The 23871-nt window shown below is 67.8% G+C and carries 26 protein-coding genes; 12 read left to right on the top strand and 14 right to left on the bottom strand.

Annotated elements, in window-relative coordinates; genetic code table 11:
* Position 1: 1 nt before the first annotated feature.
* Entirely contained in the window at positions 2-301 is a 300-nt protein-coding gene (mftB, locus tag ABZ789_RS12125) for a mycofactocin biosynthesis chaperone MftB (RefSeq protein ID WP_358423838.1), read from the bottom strand.
* A gap of 1 nt (position 302) precedes the next feature.
* Positions 303-398 carry a mycofactocin precursor MftA gene (gene mftA, locus ABZ789_RS12120; RefSeq protein ID WP_358423836.1) on the bottom strand — a complete coding sequence of 32 codons (96 nt, stop codon included), beginning with the start codon at positions 396-398 and terminating at the stop codon, positions 303-305.
* Between the two features lie 122 nt (positions 399-520).
* On the opposite strand from mftA, the gene mftR reads away from it, so the two are divergent.
* The 3 genes from mftR to ABZ789_RS12105 all read left to right on the top strand — a co-directional run bounded on the left by mftR (position 521) and on the right by ABZ789_RS12105 (position 2477).
* Entirely contained in the window at positions 521-1171 is a 651-nt protein-coding gene (gene mftR / locus ABZ789_RS12115) for a mycofactocin system transcriptional regulator (protein ID WP_358423834.1), read from the top strand.
* The gene (gene mftM / locus ABZ789_RS12110; RefSeq protein ID WP_358423832.1) at positions 1168-1971 is read left to right on the top strand and encodes a mycofactocin oligosaccharide methyltransferase MftM; all 804 of its coding nucleotides are present in this window, start codon (positions 1168-1170) and stop codon (positions 1969-1971) included. Before mftR ends, mftM begins: the two co-directional genes overlap by 4 nt.
* A 65-nt stretch (positions 1972-2036) precedes the next feature.
* Positions 2037-2477: a hypothetical protein gene (locus ABZ789_RS12105; protein ID WP_358423830.1), complete on the top strand. Its 441-nt coding sequence runs from the start codon at positions 2037-2039 to the stop codon at positions 2475-2477.
* A gap of 69 nt (positions 2478-2546) precedes the next feature.
* Here the strand turns inward: ABZ789_RS12105 and ABZ789_RS12100 are convergent, their stop codons facing one another.
* From ABZ789_RS12100 to ggt, 4 genes are all read right to left on the bottom strand, one after another.
* On the bottom strand, positions 2547-3221 hold the full coding sequence (locus ABZ789_RS12100; RefSeq protein WP_358423829.1) for a response regulator transcription factor: 675 nt from the start codon (positions 3219-3221) through the stop codon (positions 2547-2549).
* Positions 3218-4591, bottom strand: coding sequence for a histidine kinase (locus ABZ789_RS12095; protein WP_358423827.1), 1374 nt, complete (start codon positions 4589-4591; stop codon positions 3218-3220). Before ABZ789_RS12095 ends, ABZ789_RS12100 begins: the two co-directional genes overlap by 4 nt.
* Positions 4588-5820: an iron-containing alcohol dehydrogenase gene (locus ABZ789_RS12090; protein ID WP_358423825.1), complete on the bottom strand. Its 1233-nt coding sequence runs from the start codon at positions 5818-5820 to the stop codon at positions 4588-4590. The genes ABZ789_RS12095 and ABZ789_RS12090 overlap by 4 nt, the downstream gene beginning before the upstream one ends.
* Before the next feature lie 159 nt (positions 5821-5979).
* Positions 5980-7986, bottom strand: coding sequence for a gamma-glutamyltransferase (gene ggt / locus ABZ789_RS12085; RefSeq protein ID WP_358423823.1), 2007 nt, complete (start codon positions 7984-7986; stop codon positions 5980-5982).
* A gap of 147 nt (positions 7987-8133) precedes the next feature.
* Here ggt and ABZ789_RS12080 point away from each other — a divergent pair, with 147 nt between their 5' ends.
* Complete coding sequence (locus ABZ789_RS12080) at positions 8134-8511, top strand: metalloregulator ArsR/SmtB family transcription factor (RefSeq protein ID WP_358423821.1); 378 nt, start codon at positions 8134-8136, stop codon at positions 8509-8511.
* Between the two features lie 23 nt (positions 8512-8534).
* Entirely contained in the window at positions 8535-9020 is a 486-nt protein-coding gene (locus ABZ789_RS12075) for an SRPBCC family protein (RefSeq protein WP_358423819.1), read from the top strand.
* Between the two features lie 19 nt (positions 9021-9039).
* Here the strand turns inward: ABZ789_RS12075 and ABZ789_RS12070 are convergent, their stop codons facing one another.
* From ABZ789_RS12070 to mdo, 3 genes are all read right to left on the bottom strand, one after another.
* On the bottom strand, positions 9040-10563 hold the full coding sequence (locus ABZ789_RS12070; protein ID WP_358423920.1) for a VWA domain-containing protein: 1524 nt from the start codon (positions 10561-10563) through the stop codon (positions 9040-9042).
* A 25-nt stretch (positions 10564-10588) separates the two neighbouring features.
* A complete protein-coding gene (locus ABZ789_RS12065; RefSeq protein ID WP_358423817.1) occupies positions 10589-11665 on the bottom strand; it encodes a MoxR family ATPase in 1077 nt (358 codons plus the stop codon).
* A gap of 95 nt (positions 11666-11760) precedes the next feature.
* Entirely contained in the window at positions 11761-13032 is a 1272-nt protein-coding gene (mdo, locus tag ABZ789_RS12060) for an NDMA-dependent methanol dehydrogenase (RefSeq protein ID WP_358423815.1), read from the bottom strand.
* 297 nt (positions 13033-13329) lie between these two features.
* Between mdo and ABZ789_RS12055 the strand changes: the two genes are divergently transcribed.
* Positions 13330-14385 carry a ferredoxin--NADP reductase gene (locus ABZ789_RS12055; RefSeq protein WP_358423813.1) on the top strand — a complete coding sequence of 352 codons (1056 nt, stop codon included), beginning with the start codon at positions 13330-13332 and terminating at the stop codon, positions 14383-14385.
* Between the two features lie 51 nt (positions 14386-14436).
* Here ABZ789_RS12055 and ABZ789_RS12050 read toward each other — a convergent pair whose 3' ends face one another.
* The 3 genes from ABZ789_RS12050 to ABZ789_RS12040 form a co-directional block, all read right to left on the bottom strand.
* Positions 14437-15687 (bottom strand): MFS transporter, encoded by a 1251-nt coding sequence (locus ABZ789_RS12050; protein WP_358423810.1) that lies wholly within the window; start codon positions 15685-15687, stop codon positions 14437-14439.
* A 91-nt stretch (positions 15688-15778) separates the two neighbouring features.
* On the bottom strand, positions 15779-16582 hold the full coding sequence (locus ABZ789_RS12045; protein ID WP_358423807.1) for an aspartate/glutamate racemase family protein: 804 nt from the start codon (positions 16580-16582) through the stop codon (positions 15779-15781).
* A 69-nt stretch (positions 16583-16651) separates the two neighbouring features.
* Positions 16652-17857, bottom strand: coding sequence for an FAD-dependent oxidoreductase (locus ABZ789_RS12040; protein ID WP_358423804.1), 1206 nt, complete (start codon positions 17855-17857; stop codon positions 16652-16654).
* Positions 17858-18055: 198 nt separating this feature from the next.
* On the opposite strand from ABZ789_RS12040, the gene ABZ789_RS12035 reads away from it, so the two are divergent.
* The 5 genes from ABZ789_RS12035 to ABZ789_RS12015 are packed head-to-tail and all read left to right on the top strand — an operon-like array spanning position 18056 to position 20597.
* A complete protein-coding gene (locus tag ABZ789_RS12035; protein WP_358423801.1) occupies positions 18056-18517 on the top strand; it encodes an Asp23/Gls24 family envelope stress response protein in 462 nt (153 codons plus the stop codon).
* Positions 18514-18825 carry a hypothetical protein gene (locus ABZ789_RS12030; protein ID WP_358423798.1) on the top strand — a complete coding sequence of 104 codons (312 nt, stop codon included), beginning with the start codon at positions 18514-18516 and terminating at the stop codon, positions 18823-18825. Before ABZ789_RS12035 ends, ABZ789_RS12030 begins: the two co-directional genes overlap by 4 nt.
* On the top strand, positions 18822-19016 hold the full coding sequence (locus ABZ789_RS12025) for a DUF2273 domain-containing protein (protein WP_358423795.1): 195 nt from the start codon (positions 18822-18824) through the stop codon (positions 19014-19016). The genes ABZ789_RS12030 and ABZ789_RS12025 overlap by 4 nt, the downstream gene beginning before the upstream one ends.
* A gap of 49 nt (positions 19017-19065) precedes the next feature.
* A complete protein-coding gene (locus ABZ789_RS12020; RefSeq protein WP_358423918.1) occupies positions 19066-20037 on the top strand; it encodes a DUF6286 domain-containing Asp23/Gls24 family envelope stress response protein in 972 nt (323 codons plus the stop codon).
* Positions 20034-20597, top strand: coding sequence for a hypothetical protein (locus tag ABZ789_RS12015; RefSeq protein WP_358423792.1), 564 nt, complete (start codon positions 20034-20036; stop codon positions 20595-20597). Before ABZ789_RS12020 ends, ABZ789_RS12015 begins: the two co-directional genes overlap by 4 nt.
* Positions 20598-20649: 52 nt before the next feature.
* Here ABZ789_RS12015 and ABZ789_RS12010 read toward each other — a convergent pair whose 3' ends face one another.
* Positions 20650-21825 carry an oxygenase MpaB family protein gene (locus ABZ789_RS12010; RefSeq protein ID WP_358423789.1) on the bottom strand — a complete coding sequence of 392 codons (1176 nt, stop codon included), beginning with the start codon at positions 21823-21825 and terminating at the stop codon, positions 20650-20652.
* 45 nt (positions 21826-21870) lie between these two features.
* On the opposite strand from ABZ789_RS12010, the gene ABZ789_RS12005 reads away from it, so the two are divergent.
* Positions 21871-22503 (top strand): TetR/AcrR family transcriptional regulator, encoded by a 633-nt coding sequence (locus ABZ789_RS12005; RefSeq protein ID WP_358423786.1) that lies wholly within the window; start codon positions 21871-21873, stop codon positions 22501-22503.
* 113 nt (positions 22504-22616) lie between these two features.
* Here the strand turns inward: ABZ789_RS12005 and tuf are convergent, their stop codons facing one another.
* A complete protein-coding gene (gene tuf / locus ABZ789_RS12000) occupies positions 22617-23807 on the bottom strand; it encodes an elongation factor Tu (protein WP_358423783.1) in 1191 nt (396 codons plus the stop codon).
* Positions 23808-23871 lie beyond the last annotated feature (64 nt).

Genomic DNA, 23871 nt, shown 5'->3' with positions numbered 1-23871 from the left:
CTCAGGCCGGGACGATCATGTGCGAATCGGCCAGAGTGCCCAGGGCACGGACATACGGCCGCTCGGCGCTCTCGTCGATCCCATGGGCGCGCAATGCTTCTCGCACCGACGCATGGTCGCCCAGAGAGCGGACGACGTCGACGATCACGGTGTTCTTCAGGAACGACAACTTGCGGGTGCCGAAGTGGTAGAGCAACGCCCCGAACGGTTCGGGGCGAAGCGCTACCTGCGGGTGGAGCCGCCAGGTGGCACCCGGATCGAACGTTTCGGTCGACACTTCGGTGGCTCCGGGCGCGGACATGTCAGTACACGCCGCACATGCCGTCGATGGAGACCTCTTCGACGAGTGACTCCTCGATCAGATCGGATTCGACCACGGCGTTGTCACGATCGGACATGTTTCCTCCTCGGAATTTCGCTTCTGGAACGGAGTCGGGCACCACATCGGGGGTTGCGTTGTGAGCCGATTCACCACTGTAATGGCATCGAGTGCACAATGTCATCCCTCCGGGAGGAAGTAATGACGCACAGCCGGCAGAAACCGTCCGCTCGGGTAGGTCGACGCCCGTCCACCTCGAAAGAAGAGCTCGCGTCTGTCGGTATCGAGCTGTTCGTGGAGTTCGGCTTCGACGAGACGAGCATCGACGACATCGCGGAGGCCGCCGGAATCGCGCGGCGTACCTTCTTCCGCTACTTCCCGTCGAAGAACGAACTGGCCTGGGGGAACTTCGACGAACACCTGGCAGGCATGCGAGCGAGCCTCGAAGCGATCCCGGAGGAGGTCTCCCTGTCGGAAGCGCTCACCACCGCCCTGCACGAATTCAACACCTTTCCCGACGGCGAGAACGAACGGCACCGTGCACGGATGCGCCTCATCCTGCACACACCTGCGCTGCAGGGCTATTCGTCACTCATGTACCGGGGGTGGCGACGTGTCGTCGCGGAGTTCGTCGCCCGTCGCATCGGCGCCGAACCGGACGACCACATCCCACGCACCTGTGGGCATCTGCTGCTCGGCGTTGCGCTCGCGGCCTACGAGTCCTGGCTCGACGAACCCGATTCGGATCTGCACGAGTTCCTGGCCGCAGGAATGCGAACGCTGACGGCGGGCCTGGACTACAGTGACCCGAAATCCCTTTCTGCACTCCCGGAAAAGGCCGGCCCACGATGACTGTGCTCGATTCGCTCGCACCCTGCCCACCGGGGCGCTGGACCCACGACCACGTGACGGTCGAACGCCGGCCGAGCGGACCGCTGACCCTGCGGCGCGACGCCGACCACCTGTACGTCTCCCATTCCCTGGGCCCGGAGCAGATCAGCGAACGTCTCGTCGCCGACGTGACCGCGTCGATCCAGGACGCGGACTTCGGCCAGAACGAGTTCGAACTCACCATGGTGGGGATCGTCCGTTCGGCGATTCCCGGCGCACTGGAGTCGTGGGTCACCTACTACCGGAACTCTCTCGGCGAACTCTTGGACGGAACAGCGGATTTCGCACCGATCCACGACAAGGCCGCCGAACTCGTACGCGGTGATGTGCTCGACCTCGGCTCGTGCTTCGGTTTCCTGCCGCTACGGCTCGCCGCGACCGGTACCGCGGTCACCGCCACCGATATCCTCCCGGGCACCATGCGCCTGCTCGATGCCGTCGCACCCCGGCTGGGGCTGCGCCTCGACACGCTCGTGTGCGACGCGGCGAACGTACCGGTACCCGACGCCGCTGCCGACACCGTGACCGCGATCCACCTGCTCGAGCACGTCGACGACGCCGTCGGTGCCGCGATCCTCGCCGAGGCACTGCGCATCGCGAGGAAACGGGTGGTCGTAGCGGTGCCCTTCGAGGACGAGGCGACAGCCTGCCACGGCCACGTACGGACCTTCGATCTCTCCACACTCGAGGAACTCGGACGCACCACGGGTCGGCCGTTCGAGGTCTTCGAACACCACGGCGGCTGGCTCGTGGTCGACTGAACTTCCGCACCCATCCGACTGCCTTCCCGTGACGAATACCGAGTGTGAAGGAAGGAGACGGCGCGGTGAACAGCCAAGACCATTTCAGCTGGACGTCACGTCACGTCGTCCTCCCCCGTGGCCCCGCGACCCGGGAGGATTCGCCCTCGTCCGGGTTGGTGATGGACTGCCGGCCGATTCCCGAGCGACCTGACCTGCGGTTGCTCGTCTATCACGACGAGACGGACGACTCCGACTACGACGCGGTGGCGATCGGCAAGACCGAGGGTGCCAGCGACATTCCCGTCATCGCGACACCGGAGGAATGCCTGCTCGTCGCGGCTGCCCGGTCCGACACGGGCCCTGCGATCGTGCTGGCAGCACCCTCGGGCGACGACATCGGTCGGCGAGTTCGGGAGGTCACCGGTCAGATCCTCCGAGGCGGGCCGTTGCTGTGCCTTCTCCTGTGCACCGGGGCGCTGTCGGTGCTGCTGCCGCTGCATTCCTCGGCATCGGACACTCACTGAGCCCAGGCCCCGAAAGCAGTCCGAGTATCTCGTGTGGAGCGCACGACAGGCTCTTACCCGCTGTGGAAGTCAGATCAGGCCCTGCTTGCTCGCCGCGTACACCGCCTCCGCCCGGCGGCTCACCCCGAGCTTGCGCATGATGTTGCTGACGTGGAATTTGACGGTGGTGGCCGAGACGAACAGCTGCTCCCCGATCTTCACGTTCGACATGCCGGCGGCCAGAAGCTTCAGCACCTCGAGTTCACGAGCAGTCAACCGTTCCGCAGGCGCCTCCTTCCGATTGAGGGAACGCACCACCGCAGCCGCACTGCGCGAGTCGAAAGCGCTCTCACCACGGGAAACTGCCCTTATTGCGCGTACCAGTTCGGTGGTGTCGACATCCTTGACGACATAGCCACGCGCGCCGGCGTGCACCGCGCGCACGACGAGTTGCTCGTCGAGGAAGGTGGTGAGAACGAGCAGACCGATCCCGGGGTGCGCCGACGAAAGTCGATCACACAACGCCAGTCCTTCGTAGTCCGAGCCCGCGGACAACTTGAGGTCGACAAGCACGATGTCGGGCCGCATACGATCGACGAGCCCGAGCGCCTCGGTGTCCGTCGAAGCCTCGCCGACCACTTCGAGATCCGGTTCACGGTCGAGGATCGACCGGAGCCCTTGGCGCAGTATCGCGTGGTCGTCGACGAGCGCGATGCGCACCGTTCCCGGACGCGCCCGCGGACTCGCCTGCGGCGTCGCGGTCATGAGGGTTCTCCCATCTGCTGGAGTGCAGCATTGTCCTGCAACGGAATCCGGACTGCTATTCGCACTCCTCCGAGCCTGGAGCGACGCACCTCGAGGGTGCCGCCGAGTTCGCGTGCGCGGGTCTGCATGTTGACGAGACCTCGATGGTTGCCGTCGAGGTTGCCGCCGGCGAGTTCGAGCATCACACGCAGTCGCGCCGGGTCGCCGTCGCCGTCATCGGCCACCGACAACAGAACCGCATCGTCTCCGTAGCTCAGCCGCAGCACCACGCGACTCGCATCGGCGTGCACCGCGGCATTGAACAGCGCTTCGCCGGCGATCCTGAGCAGAGCATGTTCGGCCTCACCGGTGAGCTCGACCGGCGTGCCGGCCGTCGTCGTCTTCACTTCGAGTTCGCCCGGCATGTGGGCGACGCTGAGTTGTTCGAGCATCTCCGGCAAGGACATCCGCTCGGAATCGGAGGTCCGGTTGAGCGCGTAGATCGCCGACCTGAGCTGCTCGACGGCGCGACGCGTGAGTTCCTTGGCGAGGTCGAGTCGTTCGCCCCGTTCGGTTCCGGGAATGTCGCTGCGGCACACCTCGATCTGCATGCCCGCGGAGAGCACGGCCTGGGTGACGCTGTCGTGGAGTTCGCGGGCGATGCGATGACGTTCCTCGTCGAGGGCCTGATTCCGGTGGGCGACACCGAGTTGCCGCTGGGTCAGTGCGAGCTTCTCCAGGGTCGCTTCGAGTTCCTCGTTGCGTGACTGCAGGTCGGCGGCCGCACGGTTGGCTTCGCGGTAGGCCTGTTCGGCGCGTTCGAGGAGCAGTTGCCCGCGCTGGTACAGCGCGGAGTTCTGCAGGGCGACGGCGGTCTGGCTGGCGAGGATCGACAGCACGGCGCGGTCGGTGGTGTCGAGGGCTCGATGGTCCGGCGTCCATGCGGCGATGGCGCCGGCGACTCCGCCGTCGAGGACGATGGGCACGAAAGCGTGGTGATTCTCGACGAGTTCGCGACGCTCGACCGCACCTGTGCGCACCGAGTCGAGCAGTGCCACGACCTCGCCGGGCAGGGGTGGTCCTTCCACGTCGTCGACGAGGAACGGGGTTGCGTCCGGCCCGAGTACGAGCCTGCGCGGCCCGGCATCGGGCAGCACGCCGTCGGTGAGCGCGAAAGCGACCCACCTCGCGCTGAGGTGCGCGCGTGCTGCTTCGGCAACGGCACAGATGAGGGTTTCCGGTCCCTCGACGGTTCGGACGAGTGCCCGCGAGATCAGCTCGAGCGCGTAGACGACGCGTTCGAGTCGCTCGGCGGCCCCGCGGTACTGCGGGTAGAAGGTCGGCTTCCCGGATCGCAATCCGGTCAGTGCCGACAGGTCGGGGGTACTCACATCGCGGTCCGGAACAACTCGATCATCTGATCGCGGGTCGCGGTACGCGGATTCGTCGACATGCAGGCGTCGCGCAGCGCCCCTTCCGCGAGTCTCTCCAGGTCTTCCTCCCGCACGCCGAGCTGCCCGAGTCCTCGTGGCACACCCACCCGCCGGGCCAGATCGTCGATGCACGAGGCGACCGCCTCGACGGCTTCGGTCGCGGCTCCGCGTGCCTCGTCGAGGCCGAGAGTCGCCGCGACGGCGACGAACGGATCGGGATCGTGGGCACCGTTGAATCGGATGACGTGCGGTAGGACCACCCCGTTGATGACGCCGTGCGGCTGGTCGAGCAGACCGCCGACCTGGTGACTCATCGCGTGGGCCGCGCCGAGGATCGCGTTGGTGAACGCCAGCCCGGCTTCGAGACTCGCCTGTGCCATGGTGGTGCGGGCGGGCATGTGGGCCGGCTCGTCGATCGTGCGCACGAGGGTGCCGGTGACCATACCGACGGCGCGCAGCGCGTGATGGTCGGTGAGCGGGTTGTGCGCGCGGGAGACGAACGCCTCGATGCCGTGGGTCAGCGCGTCGAGGCCGGTAGCGGCGTTGAGGTCGTCGGGCATCGTGGTGAGCAGGCGCGGGTCGATCACCGTCAGGTTGGGCACGAGCGACCTGCCGATGATGGTGATCTTGCTGCCGCGGGTGGTGTCGGTGACCACGCAGAACTGGGAGACGTCGGCTCCCGTCCCGGAGGTCGACGGCACCATGACCATGGGTGGGATGGGCAGTGATGCACGGTCCACGCCCTCGTAGTCGAGGATGCTGCCGCCGTTCGCAGCGAGAATCGCCACTCCCTTCGCGGCGTCGATCACCGACCCGCCTCCCAGCGCGACGAGAACATCGCACCCCTGCGCCCGGTACACCTCGTGTCCGGCGGTGACCTCGTGGTCCTTCGGGTTGGGCGTGAGGCCGGCCCACACCGTGGGGTGCACACCCTGATCGCGCAGATGATGGCGGAGTTCGTCGACCCAGCCCGTTTCGATCAGTCCCGGATCGGTCACGAGCATGGGACGAAGCGCACCGAGCCGGACGGCCGCGTGCGCCGCCTCGACGAGCGACCCTTCGCCGAAGACGATCTCGGGAGCGTGGAACTTGACCAGACGTGGCCCGGCACCGGAACGGCCGTCGTGATGGATTGCGGTGGTAGGAGGATGGGTTGTGGTCTGGTGTCCCGGCATGACGACGGCCACTGTTTCACTCCTGACGATCCTCCACCTGTGTGATCCAGCTTACGGTGCACCGGTCCGCGGACGCAGCCACATGGGCTGGACCGGACCGTTGGCGAGGTCGGTACCTGCCCGACCGGGCAGGTACCTCTCCCGCCTCGGTCCGCTCACCGTCCTGCGTGCTCACTGCCCTCCGGTATCGCCCATCACCGCGCCCTCACGGCGCGGGTCGGCACCACCGATCCACCCGGAGTCCTGCCGGAGCAGTGCACTGAGGCCGCTGGACTGCGGCGCGACCGACACCTCGTGGCCGAGTTCGCGGAGCCGCCGCACGAGCGGATCGTTCGCTCCGTCATCGGAACCGTCGACGGCCGGATGTTCGCTCCCCACCCCGGTCACGGGGGTGTTCGCGGCTCCGAAGGAGAGCGCCGAAACGGCCTGCTGCGGATCGAGTCCCCAGTCGAGGGTGCCCACGAGTGTCTTGACGACGAACTGGATGATCACCGAGCCGCCCGGTGAGCCGACGACCATGTGGACGTCGCCGCGCTCTCCGTCGGGTGTGCGTTCGAACACCAGAGTCGGGGCCATCGAACTGCGCGGCCGCTTGCCGGGCTCCACGCGGTTGGCGACCGGCAGCCCTTCTTCGTCGACCGGATCGGCCGAGAAGTCGGTGAGCTGGTTGTTGAGCAGGAAGCCGTCGACCATGTGGAACGAACCGAAGGCCGACTCGATCGTCGTCGTCATGGACGCGACGTTGCCGTAGCTGTCGGCGACCGAGATGTGGCTGGTTCCGTGTTCGGGGCTCTGCGGCGGCATACCGAGCGGGACCGGACCGAAGTCGCCGGGTTGCGCCTTTCCCATGCTCTTGTCCTGGTCGATCGACGCGGCGCGGCCGGACAGATAGTCCGGATTCACCAGGGTGTCGAGCGAGCCGCCCGGCAGGGGTACGAAATCGGCGTCGGCGACATACTTGTCGCGATCGGCGTAGGCGAGCCGTTCTGCTTCGGAGATGAGGTGCACCGCATCGGCCTCGGGTACGCCCCCGTCGGCGTCGACATCACGCGGCGGCAACGAGGCGAGATCGAAGTTCTCGAGGATGCCGAGGGTCGCCGCGACCGCCATGCCTCCCGACGACGGATTGGGCATGCCGCAGATCTCGTAGTCGCGGTAGGGAGTGCACAGCGGGGTTCGTTCCTTCGCCTCGTAGGCGGCGAGGTCCTCGAGAGTCATGGTCCCCGGGGTTCGGCCGCCGGAGTCGGTGTCTGTGGCCTCGACGATCGCCCGGGCGGTGTCACCGGTGTAGAAGGCGTCCGCGCCGCCGGTGGCGATCGCCGAGAGTGTCTTGGACATGGCAGGATTCGTGAGGGTCTCACCGGCCGGCTTGGGTGAGCCGTCGGGTTGCAGGAAATATGCGCGGGCCTCGTCGTCGACGGCGAGTTGTGCCGCGGAATCGGCGATGGACTGAGCCATGCGGTCGCTGATCACTACGCCTCGATCGGCGAGATCGATTGCAGGGCGGAACAGTTCGCTCCAGGCGGTACGTCCGTGTTCTTCGTGGACCGTCTCGAGCATCCGCACGACACCGGGTACGCCGATCGACCGGCCGCTCGCCCGTGCATCGGGACGAGGTTCGGTACGGTCGGTGTCGCTGATCCAGCGCAGATAGTTCTCGGTCGCGGACATCGGCGCAGTCTCGCGACCGTCGAACGCCTGCACCTCACCGGACTCGGCGTCGTAGTACACGAGAAAGGCCCCACCGCCGATGCCCGACGACTGGGGTTCGACGAGGCCGAGGACCATCTGGGCCGCCACGAGCGCGTCGGCTGCGGTACCGCCGTCGCGCAGGACCTCACACGCCGCTTCGGTGGAAACCGGATTGGCCGTGGACACGGCATACGAGGATGCGGTCACCGCCGTCATACCGGTGCGATATCCGGTCGCGATCTCGGGGTTCGTGGAGATGTCGCGGTCTCCGGACTCGGACTGCTGCGGCATATCGGTGATCGGGGTGCCGTTCGGTTCCGCGGTGCAGGTCGCGGGCGCACCGGCCGCCTGCACGCCGGCGGTGCCGACCGATTCCGCATCGCCGGTGTCGTCGGGAGCGGACGTACACGCGCCGAGGAGGGCGAGCGAGACGGCCGTGGCGAAGGCCGCGCGGACACCGGACCGGACTCTCGAGGGCTGGACCATTCACCGACCGTAACCGGGCGTGACAGGGCCCGTAGGAAATTCGCTCGCGATCCTTCGGCGGCCCTTGACACGGCAGGAGCCGGGGAGCATTCTTTATTCAACCGGATGGTTGATAAACCGGATGGTGCACAAAGCGGAGAGGTGATCGTGTACGACGAGGAAACGGACGACACCGCTCTCGACCTGGCGTTCACCGCCCTGGCCGATCCGGTCCGTCGCCGCATCGTCGCCCGGCTCAGCCGGGGCTCTGCCACGGTCACCGAACTCGCGGAACCCTTCGAGATCTCCACACAGGCGATCTCGAAACACATTCGGGTGCTCGAACACGCCGGTCTGGTCACGCGCACGCGCGACGCCCAGCGTCGGCCCGTCCACCTGAACCCCGCACGGCTGGAGATGCTGACCTCCTGGATCGACCGCTACCGGTTGGTGAAGGAGCAGCAGTTCCGCGATCTCGACGCCGTGCTGGCCCGGGAAGCGGCCGACCACCACCACAGTGCCGAACAACATCACCGGGGCGCGTGACGCCCCGAAACCGGAGGACTGTCATGAGCAACGCACTCACCCTCTCGGTCCCGGAAGGTGTCCCCTTCATCGACTACGAGCGGGAATTCGATTTCCCGGTCGCGGACGTCTTCCGCGCCCACAAGGATCCCGACCTCGTCGCCCGCTGGCTCGGGCCGCGAGGCATGGAACTCGAGATCGAACAGTTCGACTTCCGCACCGGAGGCGCGTACCGCTACGAGCACACGGACGACAGCGGAAGCTACCGCTTCGCCGGTGTCTTCCACACCGTGCGCGACAACGACCTCATCGTCCAGACCTTCGAATATCTCGGATTCCCGGATGTCGTGAGCCTCGAAACTCTCACCTTCGTCGACCTCGGCGACGGACGGTGCAAGCTCGTGGGACATTCGGTGTACCCGAGCATGGAGGCCCGCGACGGCATGGCGGAATCGGGCATGGAGACGGGCCTGACCGAGGGGTTCGAGCAACTCGAAGAAGCCCTGGCGCAGGAAACCGCCTCGCGCTGAGCTCTCCGGACCCGGCCGCTCATCGCAGCGCATGCCCGAGTTCGGCTGCGCGTGCGAGCAATTGCCGCCCGTCCCGGGCGACCACCACCTCGTCGCACAGTTCCGCGTAGTCGGGCATCGCGCATGTCGCCTGCGTCCAGTACCGCTCCGGTTCGGGCGTGATCCAGGCGAGGCGATGTACACGCCGGCGCAGTTCCTCGAGCCGATCGATTCGCGGTGGCAGACCGTTGCACCGGCCGTCCCCAACGACCAGCAACGATGTCCGGCGGTCGAAGGATCCCGAGTGCTCGGTGAGCAGTTCGTCGAAGGTAAGGCCGTAATCGCTGCTCGCCTCGAGGTCGACGGCGGGGTGTGCCAGCACCGCGGCGAGTGCTCCGTCGCCGTCGGCCGCGAGCAGTTGCCGGGTCACGTCCACCGGGCGGTCGACGAAGGCGACCACCCGGCACCGGTGCGCGCGCCCGTGCATCGCCTGGGCGAGCCGGAGCGTGAACGCGGTGATCGGCCGCACCGACAGCGAGACGTCCGCGAGTACGAGGAGGCGCACTCGATCGGGACGGGGCGCTCGGACGACGAGCCTGAACGGCACTCCGTCGGTGCGCATCCCGGCTCGGGCGGTCCTGCGCATGTCGAGTCGCCCACGTGCCCGTTCGCGCGGATGAGGACGGACGGGTCCGCGCATGCGACGCAGCACTTCGTGGCACGCGAGTTCGATCTCGGCGCGGTCGATGCCCGCCGGGTCGGCGGCTTCGGGCGCCTCGACGCCCTCCGTGCCCGGCACGATCGCGGCGAGGGACGCGACGAAGGCTTCGACCGCATCGACGAGGCGAGCGAGCTGTGATTCGGAGAGGGGGCCGTCGAGGGCCCCTTCCGCGTAGGTGCGATGCGGGTCGTAGGCGTCGAGCCACGCAAGGATCGAGGCGGGGTCGTCCCAGGACAGCGCTCCGGCCACGGCGGCACCGGGTTCTCCGGAGAGGTCGCCGACCGTCGTGGTTCCCGCGTTCTCGACGTCGACGGTGTAGGTGACGCCGCGACGACCGGAATCCCCGCCCGTGTCCACCGACAGATCGGCGTCGGAGGACGTCATCGACACATCGTCGTCGTCCTTGTGCGGATTGAATCCCCTACGAGCCTCCGGGGTGTCGAAGTGGTCTCCGGCTTCCGCCGCGCGTTCGTTGTACTCCGCGTAGCGTGCCACGCCGGGGTCCTCGCCGACCTCGAGCGCCGCCGGCAGGGTCTCCGCGAATCGAGCGCGGGTGGGCCCGTTTCCGGTCGTGGCAACCGCGGCGTCGACCGCACCGAACAGTTCGTCGAAGGCACGCTCGAAACCGGGACGTTCGTGGGGGTACTTGGCGCACGCCGCACGCAGGCAGGCGCGGAGCGCGTCCCGATCTCGGGCGGGAACCAGATCGAGAACCCGTCGGACTTCGATGCTCTCGGCCGGCGACGCCGCGACACCGTGGCGCCTCAGGAGCAGACCGAACACCGCCGCCACCACATCGAGCACGTACCGGGGACCACGCTGGTCGAGGGCATCCGCTCGCATCACCGGGGACACGCGCACAGCCGGATCACCCCCGCAGTCCGCTGCCCGCGATGTCACGGCCGCCACCGCCGCGCCCCCGGAATACGGAGGTCGTCGTGTTCGCCGGGCGCGACGCGACGGTCGCGCGCTCCGCCGACGGGACGGATTCGGACACAGCCGATGCGGACACCGGCGACGACGTCGGAGCCGCACCGTCGAGCCGGGTCTTCGCGAGGTCCACGTCACCGATGTACTTGAGCAAGGTCGACAGCAGTACATCGCGCATGGCGTCCAGCGAACTGTGGTCCGCGTCGTCGTGTCCCATCACCGTCGCCGCGCGTGCCGCGTCGATGACCTCCGAAATCGACGGGCTCTTGCGCAGAGGCAGCTCCCGCAGGGTCCGGGAGAGTTCGACGACCTCCCGTGCCGTTCCGGGGCGAACATCCGGTACCCGTGCCGTGACGATCTCGCGTTCGCGTTCCGGTGTCGGGTAACCGACGTGATAGTGCAGGCACCGCCGCTTGAGCGCCGGCGACAATTCGCGGGTGTCGTTGGAGGTCAGGATGACCCAGGGTGTCGACCGGGCCGTGAACGTACCGACCTCGGGGATCGTCACCTGCCGTTCGGCGAGCACCTCGAGCAGCAGAGCTTCCATGGATTCCTCGGTGCGGTCCACTTCGTCCACGAGCAGGAGCACCGGTTCCGGGGAGAGCACGGCTTCGAGCAGCGGACGGACGGAGAGGAAGGTTTCCGAGTAGAGACCGAAATCCTGTTGCGCGAGGAACTTCGACGCTGCCGCGAGATCGGTGTGGCCGGCGAGCAGTTCACCGATTCGGTCGCGCAGCATCTGCACGTGCAGCAACTGCTTCGCATAATCCCACTCGTAAAGCGCGCGACTGTCGTCGAGACCTTCGTAGCACTGCAGCCGCACCAGTTTCCGGCTCCCGGCGGCGGCGAGTGCCTTGGCGAGTTCGGTCTTGCCGACCCCGGCGGGACCTTCGAGCAGCAGCGGCCGCTCGAGTGCGGTGGCGAGATGCACGACGGTCGCGAACTCGTCGTCGGCGATGTAGTCGTGCCTGCGCAGCGCGTTCCTCAGCGCGGCTCCCGACTCGAACGGGGTCATCCGGGGTCTCCTTCTCTCGCACGGTCCTCTGGCGTGGTCACAGCGCAACGGGTTGCGCTCCCGGGGCGTCGGTCCGCCCCGGGAGCACCCGGTTCTCAGTAGGACCGGTTCATGCAGTGGTCGACCACCGGGATCATCGAGTCGACCGTGACCTCACGGGGGTTGCCCGGGGTGCACCAGTCGTCCTGGATGTGCTCGGAGACGGCCCGCACGGTCTTCTCGTCGCCGGTGATGACGTCGCCACGACCGGCGTACTTGCCTGTGTTCATTCGGTTCTTCTCGTACGAATCCACCCGCACCTGTCCGAAGTTGTCGGGGATACCGACGTCGTTCGCGAGGCGGATCGCCGCTTCGACCGCCGCGTCGGCGGCTTGCACGGTGGTCATGTTGCGGGTGTCCACACCCATGGCGGTCGCGATGCGGGCGTAGTGCTCGTAACGCGAGGGGAGGTTGTACTCCCATACGCGTGGCAGTGCGATCGCGTTGTTGAGCCCGTGGTGACTGTCGAAGAAGGCCGAGACGGCATGGGAGATCGAGTGCACGATGCCGAGACCGCCGGAGTTGAACGCCTGCGCCGCGATGTACTGGGCGTTCATCATGCCTTCGCGAGCCGCGAGATTGCGCGGTTCGAAGACCGCTTCGCGCAGGTGCTTCGCGACGAGTTCGATCGAGTAGAGCGCGTTGCCGAGCGAGGGTGCGAAGTCCAGCCGCGAGACGTACGGCTCGGAGCCGTGAGCGAGGACGTCGAAGCCGCAGTAGGCCGTGAAATGTTGGGGGCAGCTGTAGTAGAGCAGCGGATCGTCGATCGCGAGGGTGACGATCGTCGCCTCGTCGAAGCCCACCCACTTGTGCGGATGATCCATGTCGGAGGTGTCGGTGATGACGTAGGCCCACGAGGTCTCGGAACCGGTGCCGGCCGTCGTGGAAACCGCGATGTGCGGAGGGTTCTCCTTGTTCGTGGACTTCGCGAAGCCCTCGAACTCGTTGATGTTGCGGCCGTCGTGGGCGATCACGACCCGCGCGCCCTTGGCCGCGTCGTGGCTCGAGCCGCCGCCGACGGAGATGATCGAGTCGCACTTCTCCTTCTGGTAGAGCGCGGCTGCTTCCATGACGTTGTAGTCCTTGGGATTGGACTCGACCTTGTCGTAGAGGACGACCTCGACGCCCTGGTACTCGATCTTGCCGATCAGTTCCTCGATGATCCCGGATCCGCGCAGGCCCGTGGTCATCAGCAGCGCACGCTCGAACCCGAGGTTCTTCGCTTCGACTCCGATGATGTCGTGGGCGCCGACACCCAGGAGTGCGCGTGGGAAGGGGTGGAATTCCTTGATCGGGAAGTCCCAGATCTGGTTGAGCTCGATTGCCATCGTGATCTCCTCGTCGAGGGGTGTACCGGCGGGTGGGTGTGATGTGGACCTCATCCGCGATTCACCCTCGACGAGGGGTGCAGCGGCCGAAAGAGGATTCGGCGGAAACCGTCCGGTCGCCGCACGGGCACCGTCCGTTCGGGTAGGCCGCTTCCCGCTGACCGGGTGGGGCCGCAGCCCGCCCGAGCGGTCCCGGTACCGTTTCCTCATTCCATGTGCGCTGGTAATCTGAATTAGAACACGTTCTAGATTCGGGTCGGGCGCGGCCATCTTTGCAGGAGAGGACGAGAACTACCCATGACGACTGTCGAGGTGCCCCACGGCTCACGGTCGGTGATCCTCACCGTGTCCGCCGTCGTCGAGGAGACGGCCGACGCGCGGTCGATCGTGTTCGCCGTCCCGGACGAACTGCGCGAGAAGTTCGCCTACCGGCCCGGTCAGTTCCTCACCCTCCGCATCCCGAGCGACCGGACGGGCTCGGTGGCACGCTGCTATTCGCTCGCCAGCTCGCCGTACACCGACGATGCCCCCAAGGTGACCGTCAAGCGCACGTCCGACGGCTACGGCTCGAACTGGCTGTGCGACAACGTGGCGGCCGGGCAGACCATCGAGGTCCTCCCTCCCGCCGGGGTGTTCACCCCGAAGTCGCTCGATCACGACTTCCTGCTCTTCGGTGGAGGCAGCGGCATCACCCCGGTGATCTCGATCCTCAAGTCCGCACTCACCCAGGGCAGCGGCAAGGTGGTACTGATCTACGCCAACCGCGACGAGAACTCGGTCATCTTCGCGGAGGAGCTGCGTTCCCTCGCGGAGAAGTATCCGACCCGGCTGACCGTCGTCCACTGGCTCGAATCCGTTCAGGGGCTTCCCACCGCCGATCAGCTCGCCACGCTCGCAGCGCCCTACGAGTCGTACGAAGCGTTCATGTGCGGCCCCGGACCGTTCATGGACACCGTCCACCAGGCACTTCACTCGGTGGGGATGCCTCGTGCGCGAGTCCACGCGGAGGTCTTCAACTCGCTGTCGGGCGACCCCTTCGCCGACCAGGCCCCGGTCGAGATCAGCGACGAGGATGCCGCCGATGCCGCGACCGTCGAGGTCGAACTCGACGGGGTGGTCCACGAACTGTCCTGGCCGCGCAAGCAGACCCTCGTCGACATCATGCTGGCCAAGGGCCTCGACGTGCCGTATTCGTGCCAGGAGGGCGAATGCGGGTCGTGTGCGTGCACCGTGCTCGAGGGCAAGGTCGAGATGGAGCACTGCGACGTGCTCGATCCCGAGGACATCGAAGCCGGCTACATCCTGGGCTGCCAGGCACGCCCGGTGACCGATCACCTCAAGATCGAGTTCTGACCCTCCGAATTCCCCCGCGCGGCATCCCGGCCGCGCAGACGGTGCCCGTGCCTACGAGCGAATCGGCGCGGGCACCGTCTGCGCTCGGACCGAGTCGGGCTTCGGTGTGCGCATCAGCACACCGGCCCCGGCCACGAGTGCCAGCACGGCCACCACCACGCCGTAGCCCACGGCCGTGGATGTCAGCCCGAACGAGCCGGCCGCCACTCCCGCGGCCATCGCGGGCACCGAGAACGCGAAATAGCAGATCACGAAGGTGGCCGCGAAGATCCGGCCGCGTTCATCGGCCCGCCCCAGGGAACCGACCACGCTCATCGCCCCGACGAAGGTCGATCCCCATCCGAATCCGGCGACTGCGGTGCCCACGTAGTACACCGCGACCCAGCCCGTGAGCAGCGCGGTGATCACCACAGCCAGCCCTGTGGCGAGCAGCACGGCTCCGGCAACCACGACGCGATGCGGGTCGCGACGGGCCATCGTGGTCGCGGCGAGGGTGCCCGAAGTGAACAGGGTGGCGATTACCAGCCCTGCCGCGAGCCTGTTGTCGACACCGAAGACCGTGTCGACGATCGACGGTCCCAGAGACATGTACAGACCACCGAGCCCCCACGCCGACATCAGGCTGGGAAGGATGAGCAGATACCGGCCCCGGACCTCCCGCGGCACCGACGCGCTCGGTATCAGGCTCCTCAGTGCGTCACGGCGTGACGGGAAGCCCACCGAGGGGGAGGTCTCCGGAACGAAGACCAGCGCCACCGCCAAGGTGAGGGCGAGGGCTGCCACGACGGCATAGCTCAGGACCGTCGGAAACGGCGCGAACTGCACGAGCACACCCGCTCCCGCAGCGCCGAGCGCGAGTCCGAGCGACGGTGCCGCAGTGTTGACGAGGGACCCGGAGTGCGCGGTCGGCTGCATCTCGATCACGGCGGCGGCAACGGCACTCGTCGCCGCACCGACCGCGAGGCCCTGCAGGATCCGCGCGACCATCAGCCATTCAACACCGGGAGACGCCACGAAGACGAACATGCTCGCGGCGAGCACGAGCAGCGCCGTCACGATGACCGGCCTGCGCCCGACGTGGTCGGACAGTGAACCCACCGTCACGAGAGCCGCGAGCAGCGCGAGCACGTAGACCGCGAACACCACCGTGAGCGTCGCTGCAGAGAAGCCCCACATCTGCTGATAGACGGGATACAGCGGTGACGGTGCCGACGACGACGCGGTGAGGGTGAACGCTCCCAGGCCGGCGACGACGAAACCGAACGAGCGGAGTCGACCGCGCGGTGGTGAGGGAGCAGCCATGAGACCTCCGGAAGCGTCGGGAGCAGATGAGGTGAATGCTCCTTCACCCAACGTACTTCGCTCGGCGAAGTATTCCCGCGGGCTCGACGGCTCAGCGGGAGGGTGCGTCCTCGACGTCCTCTCCCTGCGCACGATCGGGGGCTACGACCAACTCCCGGCCGGCGGCGAAGACCGTGGCCGCGGCCGGTAACTCACCGGGCACACCACTGCGGAACACCTCGAGGCGACCCGCCCCCGTCACGGGCCGTCCCAGCGCGTCGATCCGGCGCAAGGTCTGGCGGGCCACGGCCTCGGCGCTGTCGAACAAACGCACCCCCGCCGGAAGGTGGGCCGTGATGGTCTCGGCAACCAGCGGATAGTGGGTGCACCCGAGGACGACCCCTTGCACGTCGGGCGGGGTGCGCTCGGCGGCTGCTGCGACTGCGGCGGCGACAGCCGCCCGGTCGCCCGCGTCGATCGCGTCGGCGAGTCCGTGGCAGGCGACCCCCACGACCTCGGCGCCGTTCGCGAACTGCTCGATGAGATTCGCCTGATACCGGCTGGCGGTGGTCGCGGCGGTCGCCCAGATCGCCACAGAGTCGCATGCCGCGGCCGCGGGCTTGACGGCGGGAACCGTACCCACCACCGGAACCGATGGCCCGAGATCGGCCCGGACGTGCTCGAGTGCGGTCACCGATGCGGTATTGCACGGAAGTACGACCACATCGGCGCCGCGGTCCACAGCGCGCCGAGCGGTGGTGACGACCCGCTCGATCACCCACTCCGAGGGCTTCGGCCCCCACGGCGCACCCTCGGGATCCATCGACAGCATCAGATCGAGATCGGGACGCAACCGTCGCAGCCACGCGGACGTCGGCAACAGCCCGAGACCCGAGTCGATGAGCGCAACGATCACCCCACGAATCTAGCGGGTGGCGCGCTGCCGGGAGGACGGCGGTCGGCGCCGCCCGCCCGGCTTCGACAGCTAGACCGTGGCGGCGAGCAGCTCACCGATCGGTGCACCCGCGGCGATCTTCGCGCGCGACTTCATGACCATCGCGGGCAGGCCGCCTCCGACGACACCCACGAGCTTGCCGTCGCGCTCGTAGTACGCAAGGAACTTCCGGCCGTCGTCGCGCACGACGTGCACCGTGTCCCCGGCCGTGATCGCACCGAGACCCTGGATCTTCACGTCGTACTGGTCGCTCCAGAAGTAGGGGACCTGAGCGGCCGCGCCGGCCTCTGCTCCCACGAGTGTCTTCGCGAGCACGGAGGCCTGCTCACCGGCGTTCGTCCAGTGCTCGATGCGCCGGCGCCCACCGGCAGGTACCTGCCACGACGCGACATCGCCGACGGCCCACACGTGTGGAGTGGAGGTGCGGCCCGTGCCGTCGCACACGACACCGTTGTCGACCTCCACACCCGACCCCTCGAGCCACTCGGTGGCCGGAACGGATCCGATGCCGAGCACGACGAGATCGACGTCGATCTCGCTGCCGTCCGAGAGGACCGCGGAGGTGACCCGCCCGTCGCCGCGGATCTCCGACAGGCCGGTCCCCGCACGCACGTCGACACCTTCGGCGACGTGCAGTCGGGTGACGAAGTCTCCGACCTGAGCACCGAGCACCGATGCGAGCGGTGTCGGCTGCGGTTCGACCAGCACGACCTCCACTTCGCGCGCCCGCAGGCTCGCCGCGACCTCGCACCCGATGAAACCGGCCCCGACGACCAGCGCGCGCGCACCCGGAACGATCGCCTCGCGCAGAGCCCGGCTGTCCTCGAGCGACCGCAGGACGTGTACTCCGGCGAGCTCGGGCAGACCGGGGATGCGCCGGGGACGCAGACCGGTGGCGACGACGAGTTCGTCGTACCCGAGTTCGGTGCCGTCGGTGAGGGTCAGCGTGCGCGCCGCGGTGTCGACCGACCGTGCGGCGGCGCCGAGCCGCAGTTCGATCCGGCTCTCGTCGAAGAACTCACGGGGACGAAGGGTCGTGTCGTCGCGGTCGCCGCGCAGAACATCCTTCGACAACGGAGGGCGGTCGTACGGCAGGTGCGTCTCGTCGCCGACGAGGACGAGTTCGCCCTCGTACCCCGCGCGCCGCAATTCCTCGGCGGTACGCACCGCCGCCAGGCCCGCGCCCACGACAACGACGCGCTCCGGCACAATCTCGGTCTCCCGCTCGTTCGGCACCCTCGGCCATCCTTCGAATCGTGGGTGACACGAATACCCGTGTCGCCCGGTAGTGATATGTCCCACCTGTGTGTCCCACGTTCTTACCAAACCGCGACGACGCGCGACACACCCGCTTCGCGCACTAGAGTTCGACACACCGTGAGGACAATGGAATCGAGCACGGAACACGACCGGTACATCTACCTTGGAGCCCTCATGACCAGCGACAGCGGCGCAGGTATCAGCCGCATTCAGTTCGGTGCCGGAACCTTCTCCGGACCCGCCGACCCGCAGGGCCGGACGATCATCGCGGACGCGGTGGTGGCCAAGATCGCAGGACTCGCGACCCGCGAGATCAGCGGCGTGATCGAGGTGGGCGCCGGAACCGCCCGGATGGTGGGCGCGCTGCGCGACCGCATCCCCGGCGCGCGCATCAACCACGGTCAGGGCGTGGCCGTCGAGGTCGGCGAACGACAGGCCGCGATCGACATCGGCATCGTCGCCGAATACGGCGTCGCGCTGCACGAACTCGCCGTGGCCATCCGGCAGAACGTCATCGCGGCGGTCGAGCGGATGACGGGCCTCGAGGTCACCGAAGTCAACATCACGGTCTTCGACGTCATGCTCCACGAAGAGGCGGCCGCCCTGACCGACGACGTCAAACCCCGCGTGCAGTGACTCCCCCAGCCGCGGCCCCGGCGGACACGGCCGACCTGATCGCGGAAGCAGCGCTGGCCGTTCCCGGCGTCGTTGGTCTGCACCACGGCGCTTTCGGGGAAGTCGCGACCTATCTGCCGGGGCGACGCGTCGAAGGAGTGCGGCTGACCGATCAGATCTGCGCGGTGCACATCGTCGTGCGGATCCCCGCGGATCTCCCGGCCGTCGCCGACGCCGTCCGCGTCCGGGTGGCACCGTTGGTGGATGTGCCCGTCCAGGTGACGATCGAAGACGTCGACGCCGGTGAACGAGAAGGAGCGCAATCGTGAACCACATACCCGTCAGCAACACCGCCGTCGGGCTTCTCGCGGGACTGTTGCTCGCACTTGCCGGGATCATCGGTGGATTCAGCGGCCTGTTGTTCGGCGTGCTGCTCGGCGCTCTCGGAGCCGCGGTCGGCGCCCACCGCGACGGCCACCTCGATCTCGGCGCCCTGCTCAGGAGCCGCGGCCGTGGCTGACCCCGCGCTACCCGAGAACGCCGCGCCCGAGAACGTCGTCCCCGCGGATGTGGCCTCCGGACAGGCGGCACAGGCCCCGGGCGAGCGCGGCAGCCTCGTCGTCAAGGACCGTGCCGTCGAACGGATCGCCGCGGCCGCCGCACTCGGCGTTCCCGGGGTGGTGCGCCACAGTGGAGGCGGCATTCTCCGCCTCACCGGCAGGGATCTGCCTCGCGCAGACATCTCCACCGGCGCGAGGGCCGTAGCGGTGAATCTCTACATCGCGGCCGAATGGCCTTACGACGCAGCGATGCTCACCCGCCGGGTTCACGATGCCGTCGAACGGCAACTGCACGAGCTGACGGGTCTGCGCGTCAGTGAACTCAACGTGCTCATCGTCGCCACCGCGCTCGTCGAAGACGGCGAGACCGATGAAGCGCAGCCGCCTGTGGAGTACCTCGAATCGGACATCGTCGCGGCGCGGACCGCTCCGCACCCGGACCTTCCCACGGTGGCTCCCCTGCCTCCGCTGGCGTCGCCCGCTGCGGCACCCGCCGCGGCGCTCGTCGCGATCGCAGCGCTCGTGCTGGCGTTCACCGCCGCCCGCGAACTGCTGATCGTCAACGGCACGTACGACGGTGCTCCGTGGCTGCGCAACTCCTTCGAATGGTTCGGGCGCCTGCACTGGCACACCTGGCTCGCACCCGTCGCCGCAGCCTGTCTCGTCCTCGGGCTCGTCCTGATAGCCGTCGCCCTCAAACCGCGTCGCCGCACGCACGTACCGCTGCAGGTCGCCGGTCCGGCGCCCACGGTGTGGATGCGGCGCACCGACGTGGCACGCATGTGCAGCGCCCACGCCTCCGCGCTGACCGGTGTACGTACGGCCCGCACAGTCGTCGACCGGCGGCGCGCCGTGGTGCGGATCTCGGTCGAGGACGAGACTCCCGTCGCCGAGATCACCGCCTCCGTGCGCGGGGCGGTCGCCCCGAATCTCGCGGCGCTCGCCGATCCTGTCGAACTCGTCGTGGAGGTGGCGCGGTGAAACTCCGTACCGTGCTTGCGAACCGGCTCGTCACCCTCGCGGCCGGCCTGGTCCTCGCCGGGGTGGGCGCGTTCGCGCTCGCGTGGGTGTGGCGGGTTCCCTTCGCGCGCGAGCAACTCTCCCGTCTCGACCGCCCCCGGGTGACCGACGTCCCGGATCAGTCGTGGTGGACGCCTGCCCTGTGGTCGGTCCTCGCCGGTGGTCTCGTGCTCGGCATCGCGCTGCTCGCGGTCAACCTCTCGCGGCGGCGCACCTCTACCGTGCAGCTCTACGACCAGGTCACCGATGCCACCCTCGGTGTCGAGCTCGGCCCGGTCGCCGACGGTGTCGCCGCCGAGCTGTCCGCCCTGCCGGGCGTGCGGTCCGCACGTGGGCGGGCCGTCGTCGAAAGACACCTGCCGACGCTCTCGGTGGTGCTCAACGCCGAGCCGACCGTCGACGTCACCGAACTGACGCAGGCGGCCGAGGATGCGGCCCAGCGGGTCGCGCGAGCACTCGGTGGAGCCCATGTGGCGACCCAGGTCCTGTTGCACCTCGACCCGGCGGTGGACGTCCGCTGAGAACCGTGGGTGCCGCATGATCACATTCCGGCCCCCGCAGCCTGCTGCGCGTCTACGTCCTGGCCGCGTCCACCAGATCGTGCTCGACGCGATAGTCCACCCGCATCCGGTCCATCGCTACGTCGCGCACCTTGTAGGCCCGCAGCGTGGTGCGCTCACGGTCGGGATAGCGGCGTTCCTGGATGCGGTTGCCGAGGGCGAGCAGCGGGCCGACGCGACCGAGAACGTGCTTGAGGGGGTTGTCGGGGATGCGCAGAGCGTCGGCGTCCGCGTCCCCGATGAACACCCGCTGCAGCGAGTGCATGAGCGTGCGCGCGACCGTCGTGCGTATCGGTGCGCCCCCGGGCAGCAGGTTCGCGAGTTCCGGCACGAGATACTGCTCGGTGAGCGCGGTGACGAACTGCCGGTCCTCGTCGCTCGGCCCCGGCGACGTGAGCCGGTACAGCTCCTCGACCGCGATGTGGTCGCGCTCGGTGCGCAGTGCCAGCTCCTCGCGCATCCCGATCACGTGCCCGACATAGCGCCACAGGTGGTAGATGTCGTCGAGCTCGCGGTCGGTGAAGCGCACGCCGAGCGTCTGCATCGCCTCGACGGCGATGTGCCCGAACTCGGCCATCGTGAGCGCCATGTACGACTGCGGGATCGGGACACCCCAGGCCTCCTCGTCCCACATCCCGCTCGCGACGATGCCCTTGCGCACGTGGGCGTGGATGAGCCGCACGCGCACGGTGAAAGCGAATCCGCCTCCGTCACGCCGCATTCCGCCCCGGGTGAGAACGTGCCGCAGCCACTCCCCCACCTCGACCGAACGCACCGCCGGTTGCCCCACATACCGGCCGGTGAGCGCAAGCGGCTTTCCGGCGATGAAGTTGCCTGCGCCGCGCAGCAGTGACGCGGCACCGAGCACCATCCCGAGGATCGGTGTGTGCCGCACGAGCGCGTCGGCCGCGTTGTCGAGACGCGCGTGGTCGACCCAGGAAGGCTCGTCGTCGAGGAAGTCGAACAGCGCGCGCAACGACTCCGGTGCGTTCGGCACCGACTCGATCCCGTCGGCGAGAGCCATCCGGACGGCGGCGGTAGCGGAGGTCGAACCGAAGTCGTCGCCGACCACGGCGTCGGCCAGTGGGTCGGCCTGCCACATGCCGTCGAGCCAGCGCTCGCCGAGGTCGGCGTACCGGCGTATCGCAAGGTCGGCGTTGACGAGATCACGGGGGATGCGTCGATCCATGCATCCATGGAAACACGAGGAATACTCACTTACTATTCACTTTTCATGGGCTCCCCGCATGGCAGCAGAAGCGCTGGAAAGCGCCCCCGAAAACGACCCGTCCAGCAGCGCAGTCACGACACTCGGCGACTGATTCTCACTTCCGCGTACGCGTTGCTCGAGCGTGGTCCCGCTGCCCGGATCAGTACGACGGCGCTGGCCGCACACGCCCACGTGAGCATCGGGACGGTCTACCGGTACTTCCCCGACGTCGATGCCGTGCTCGACGAACTGCGTATGAACGCCGTCCATGCGATCACCTCGTCGCTGTCCACCGCGATCGGCCGCGCGATGGATCAGCAACCGGAGGACGCCATGGTGACGGTGGTGGAGAGCCTGACCACCGCCTTCGAGAAGCACGCGCCCGTTCTCCGGGTGTCGTACACCTCCGAGGAAATCGAGTTCGGACTCGCGTGGGCCGAGATCGAAGGACCGCTGCGGCCGCTCGCACGCATCATCCCCACACGGTTACGGCCGGACCTCGACGACGCAGCACTCGACGACCTGGTCTTCATCGTGATGGGCGCGACGGCGAGCCTGTGCTCGCGGATCGCCCTCCTACGGCACCGGCGGTCGGATCGGGCCAGGATGGTCGCGGTGACCTCCAGAATGCTGCTCGCCGCAATCGAGGCGGCCTGAAGCACCACGACCGAGCGGGCGGCACAACCGCGAAACGCCGAACGGCGCCCACCCAGGAGGGTGGACGCCGTTCGAGCGTCAGCGGGCGCTACCCGCTTCGGTGAGCTGTCAGATCACTTGACGATCTTCGTGACGCGACCGGCGCCGACGGTGCGGCCACCCTCGCGGATCGCGAAGCGGAGGCCCTCGTCCATGGCCACCGGCTGGATCAGCTTGACGGACATCTCGGTGTTGTCACCGGGCATGACCATCTCGGTGCCCTCGGGGAGGGTAACAACGCCCGTCACGTCCGTGGTACGGAAGTAGAACTGCGGACGGTAGTTGTTGAAGAACGGCGTGTGGCGGCCGCCCTCCTCCTTGTTGAGGATGTAGGCCTGGCCCTCGAACTCCGTGTGCGGAGTGGTGGTGCCGGGCTTGACGACGACCTGGCCGCGCTCGACGTCCTCGCGCTTGATGCCGCGGACGAGGAGACCGACGTTGTCGCCGGCCTGGCCCTGGTCGAGCAGCTTGCGGAACATCTCGATGCCGGTGACCGTGGTCTTGGTCGAATCGGGGCGGATGCCGACGATCTCGACCTCTTCGTTGACGTTGATCACGCCACGCTCGATACGACCGGTGACGACGGTGCCACGACCGGTGATCGTGAAGACGTCCTCGACGGGCATGAGGAACGGCTTGTCGGTCTCACGAACCGGATCCGGGATGGAGTCGTCGACGGCCTGCATGAGGTCGACGATCGACTGAACCCACTTCTCGTCACCCTCGAGAGCCTTGAGAGCCGAGATCGGAACGACCGGAGCGTTCTCGTCGAACTCCTGCGAGGCGAGGAGCTCGCGCACCTCCATCTCGACGAGCTCGAGGATTTCCTCGTCGTCGACCATGTCGGCCTTGTTCAGGGCGACGAGGATGTAGGGAACGCCGACCTGGCGGGCGAGCAGCACGTGCTCGCGCGTCTGCGGCATCGGGCCGTCGGTGGCGGCCACGACCAGGATCGCACCGTCCATCTGGGCGGCACCCGTGATCATGTTCTTGATGTAGTCCGCGTGACCCGGGGCGTCGACGTGCGCGTAGTGGCGCTTCTCGGTCTGGTACTCGACGTGGGAGATGTTGATCGTGATACCACGAGCCTTCTCCTCAGGTGCCTTGTCGATCTGATCGAAAGCGAAGCTCTCGTTCAGGTCGGGGAACTTGTCGGCAAGCACCTTGGTGATCGCAGCCGTGGTGGTGGTCTTGCCGTGGTCGACGTGACCGATGGTGCCGATGTTCACGTGCGGCTTGGTCCGCTCGAACTTCGCCTTCGCCACTGGATGTCCTCCTGGACTGTTGTTGCTTGCAGTATGCAGCAGTGCGGTTTGTATTACTTGGTCG

Origin of the sequence: Rhodococcus sp. NPDC047139 (genome assembly GCF_040643435.1) — a bacterium.
Classification (GTDB): domain Bacteria; phylum Actinomycetota; class Actinomycetes; order Mycobacteriales; family Mycobacteriaceae; genus Rhodococcus.
Note: the sequence above shows the minus strand (reverse complement) of the source record. Positions and strands in the feature narration are given on the sequence as shown.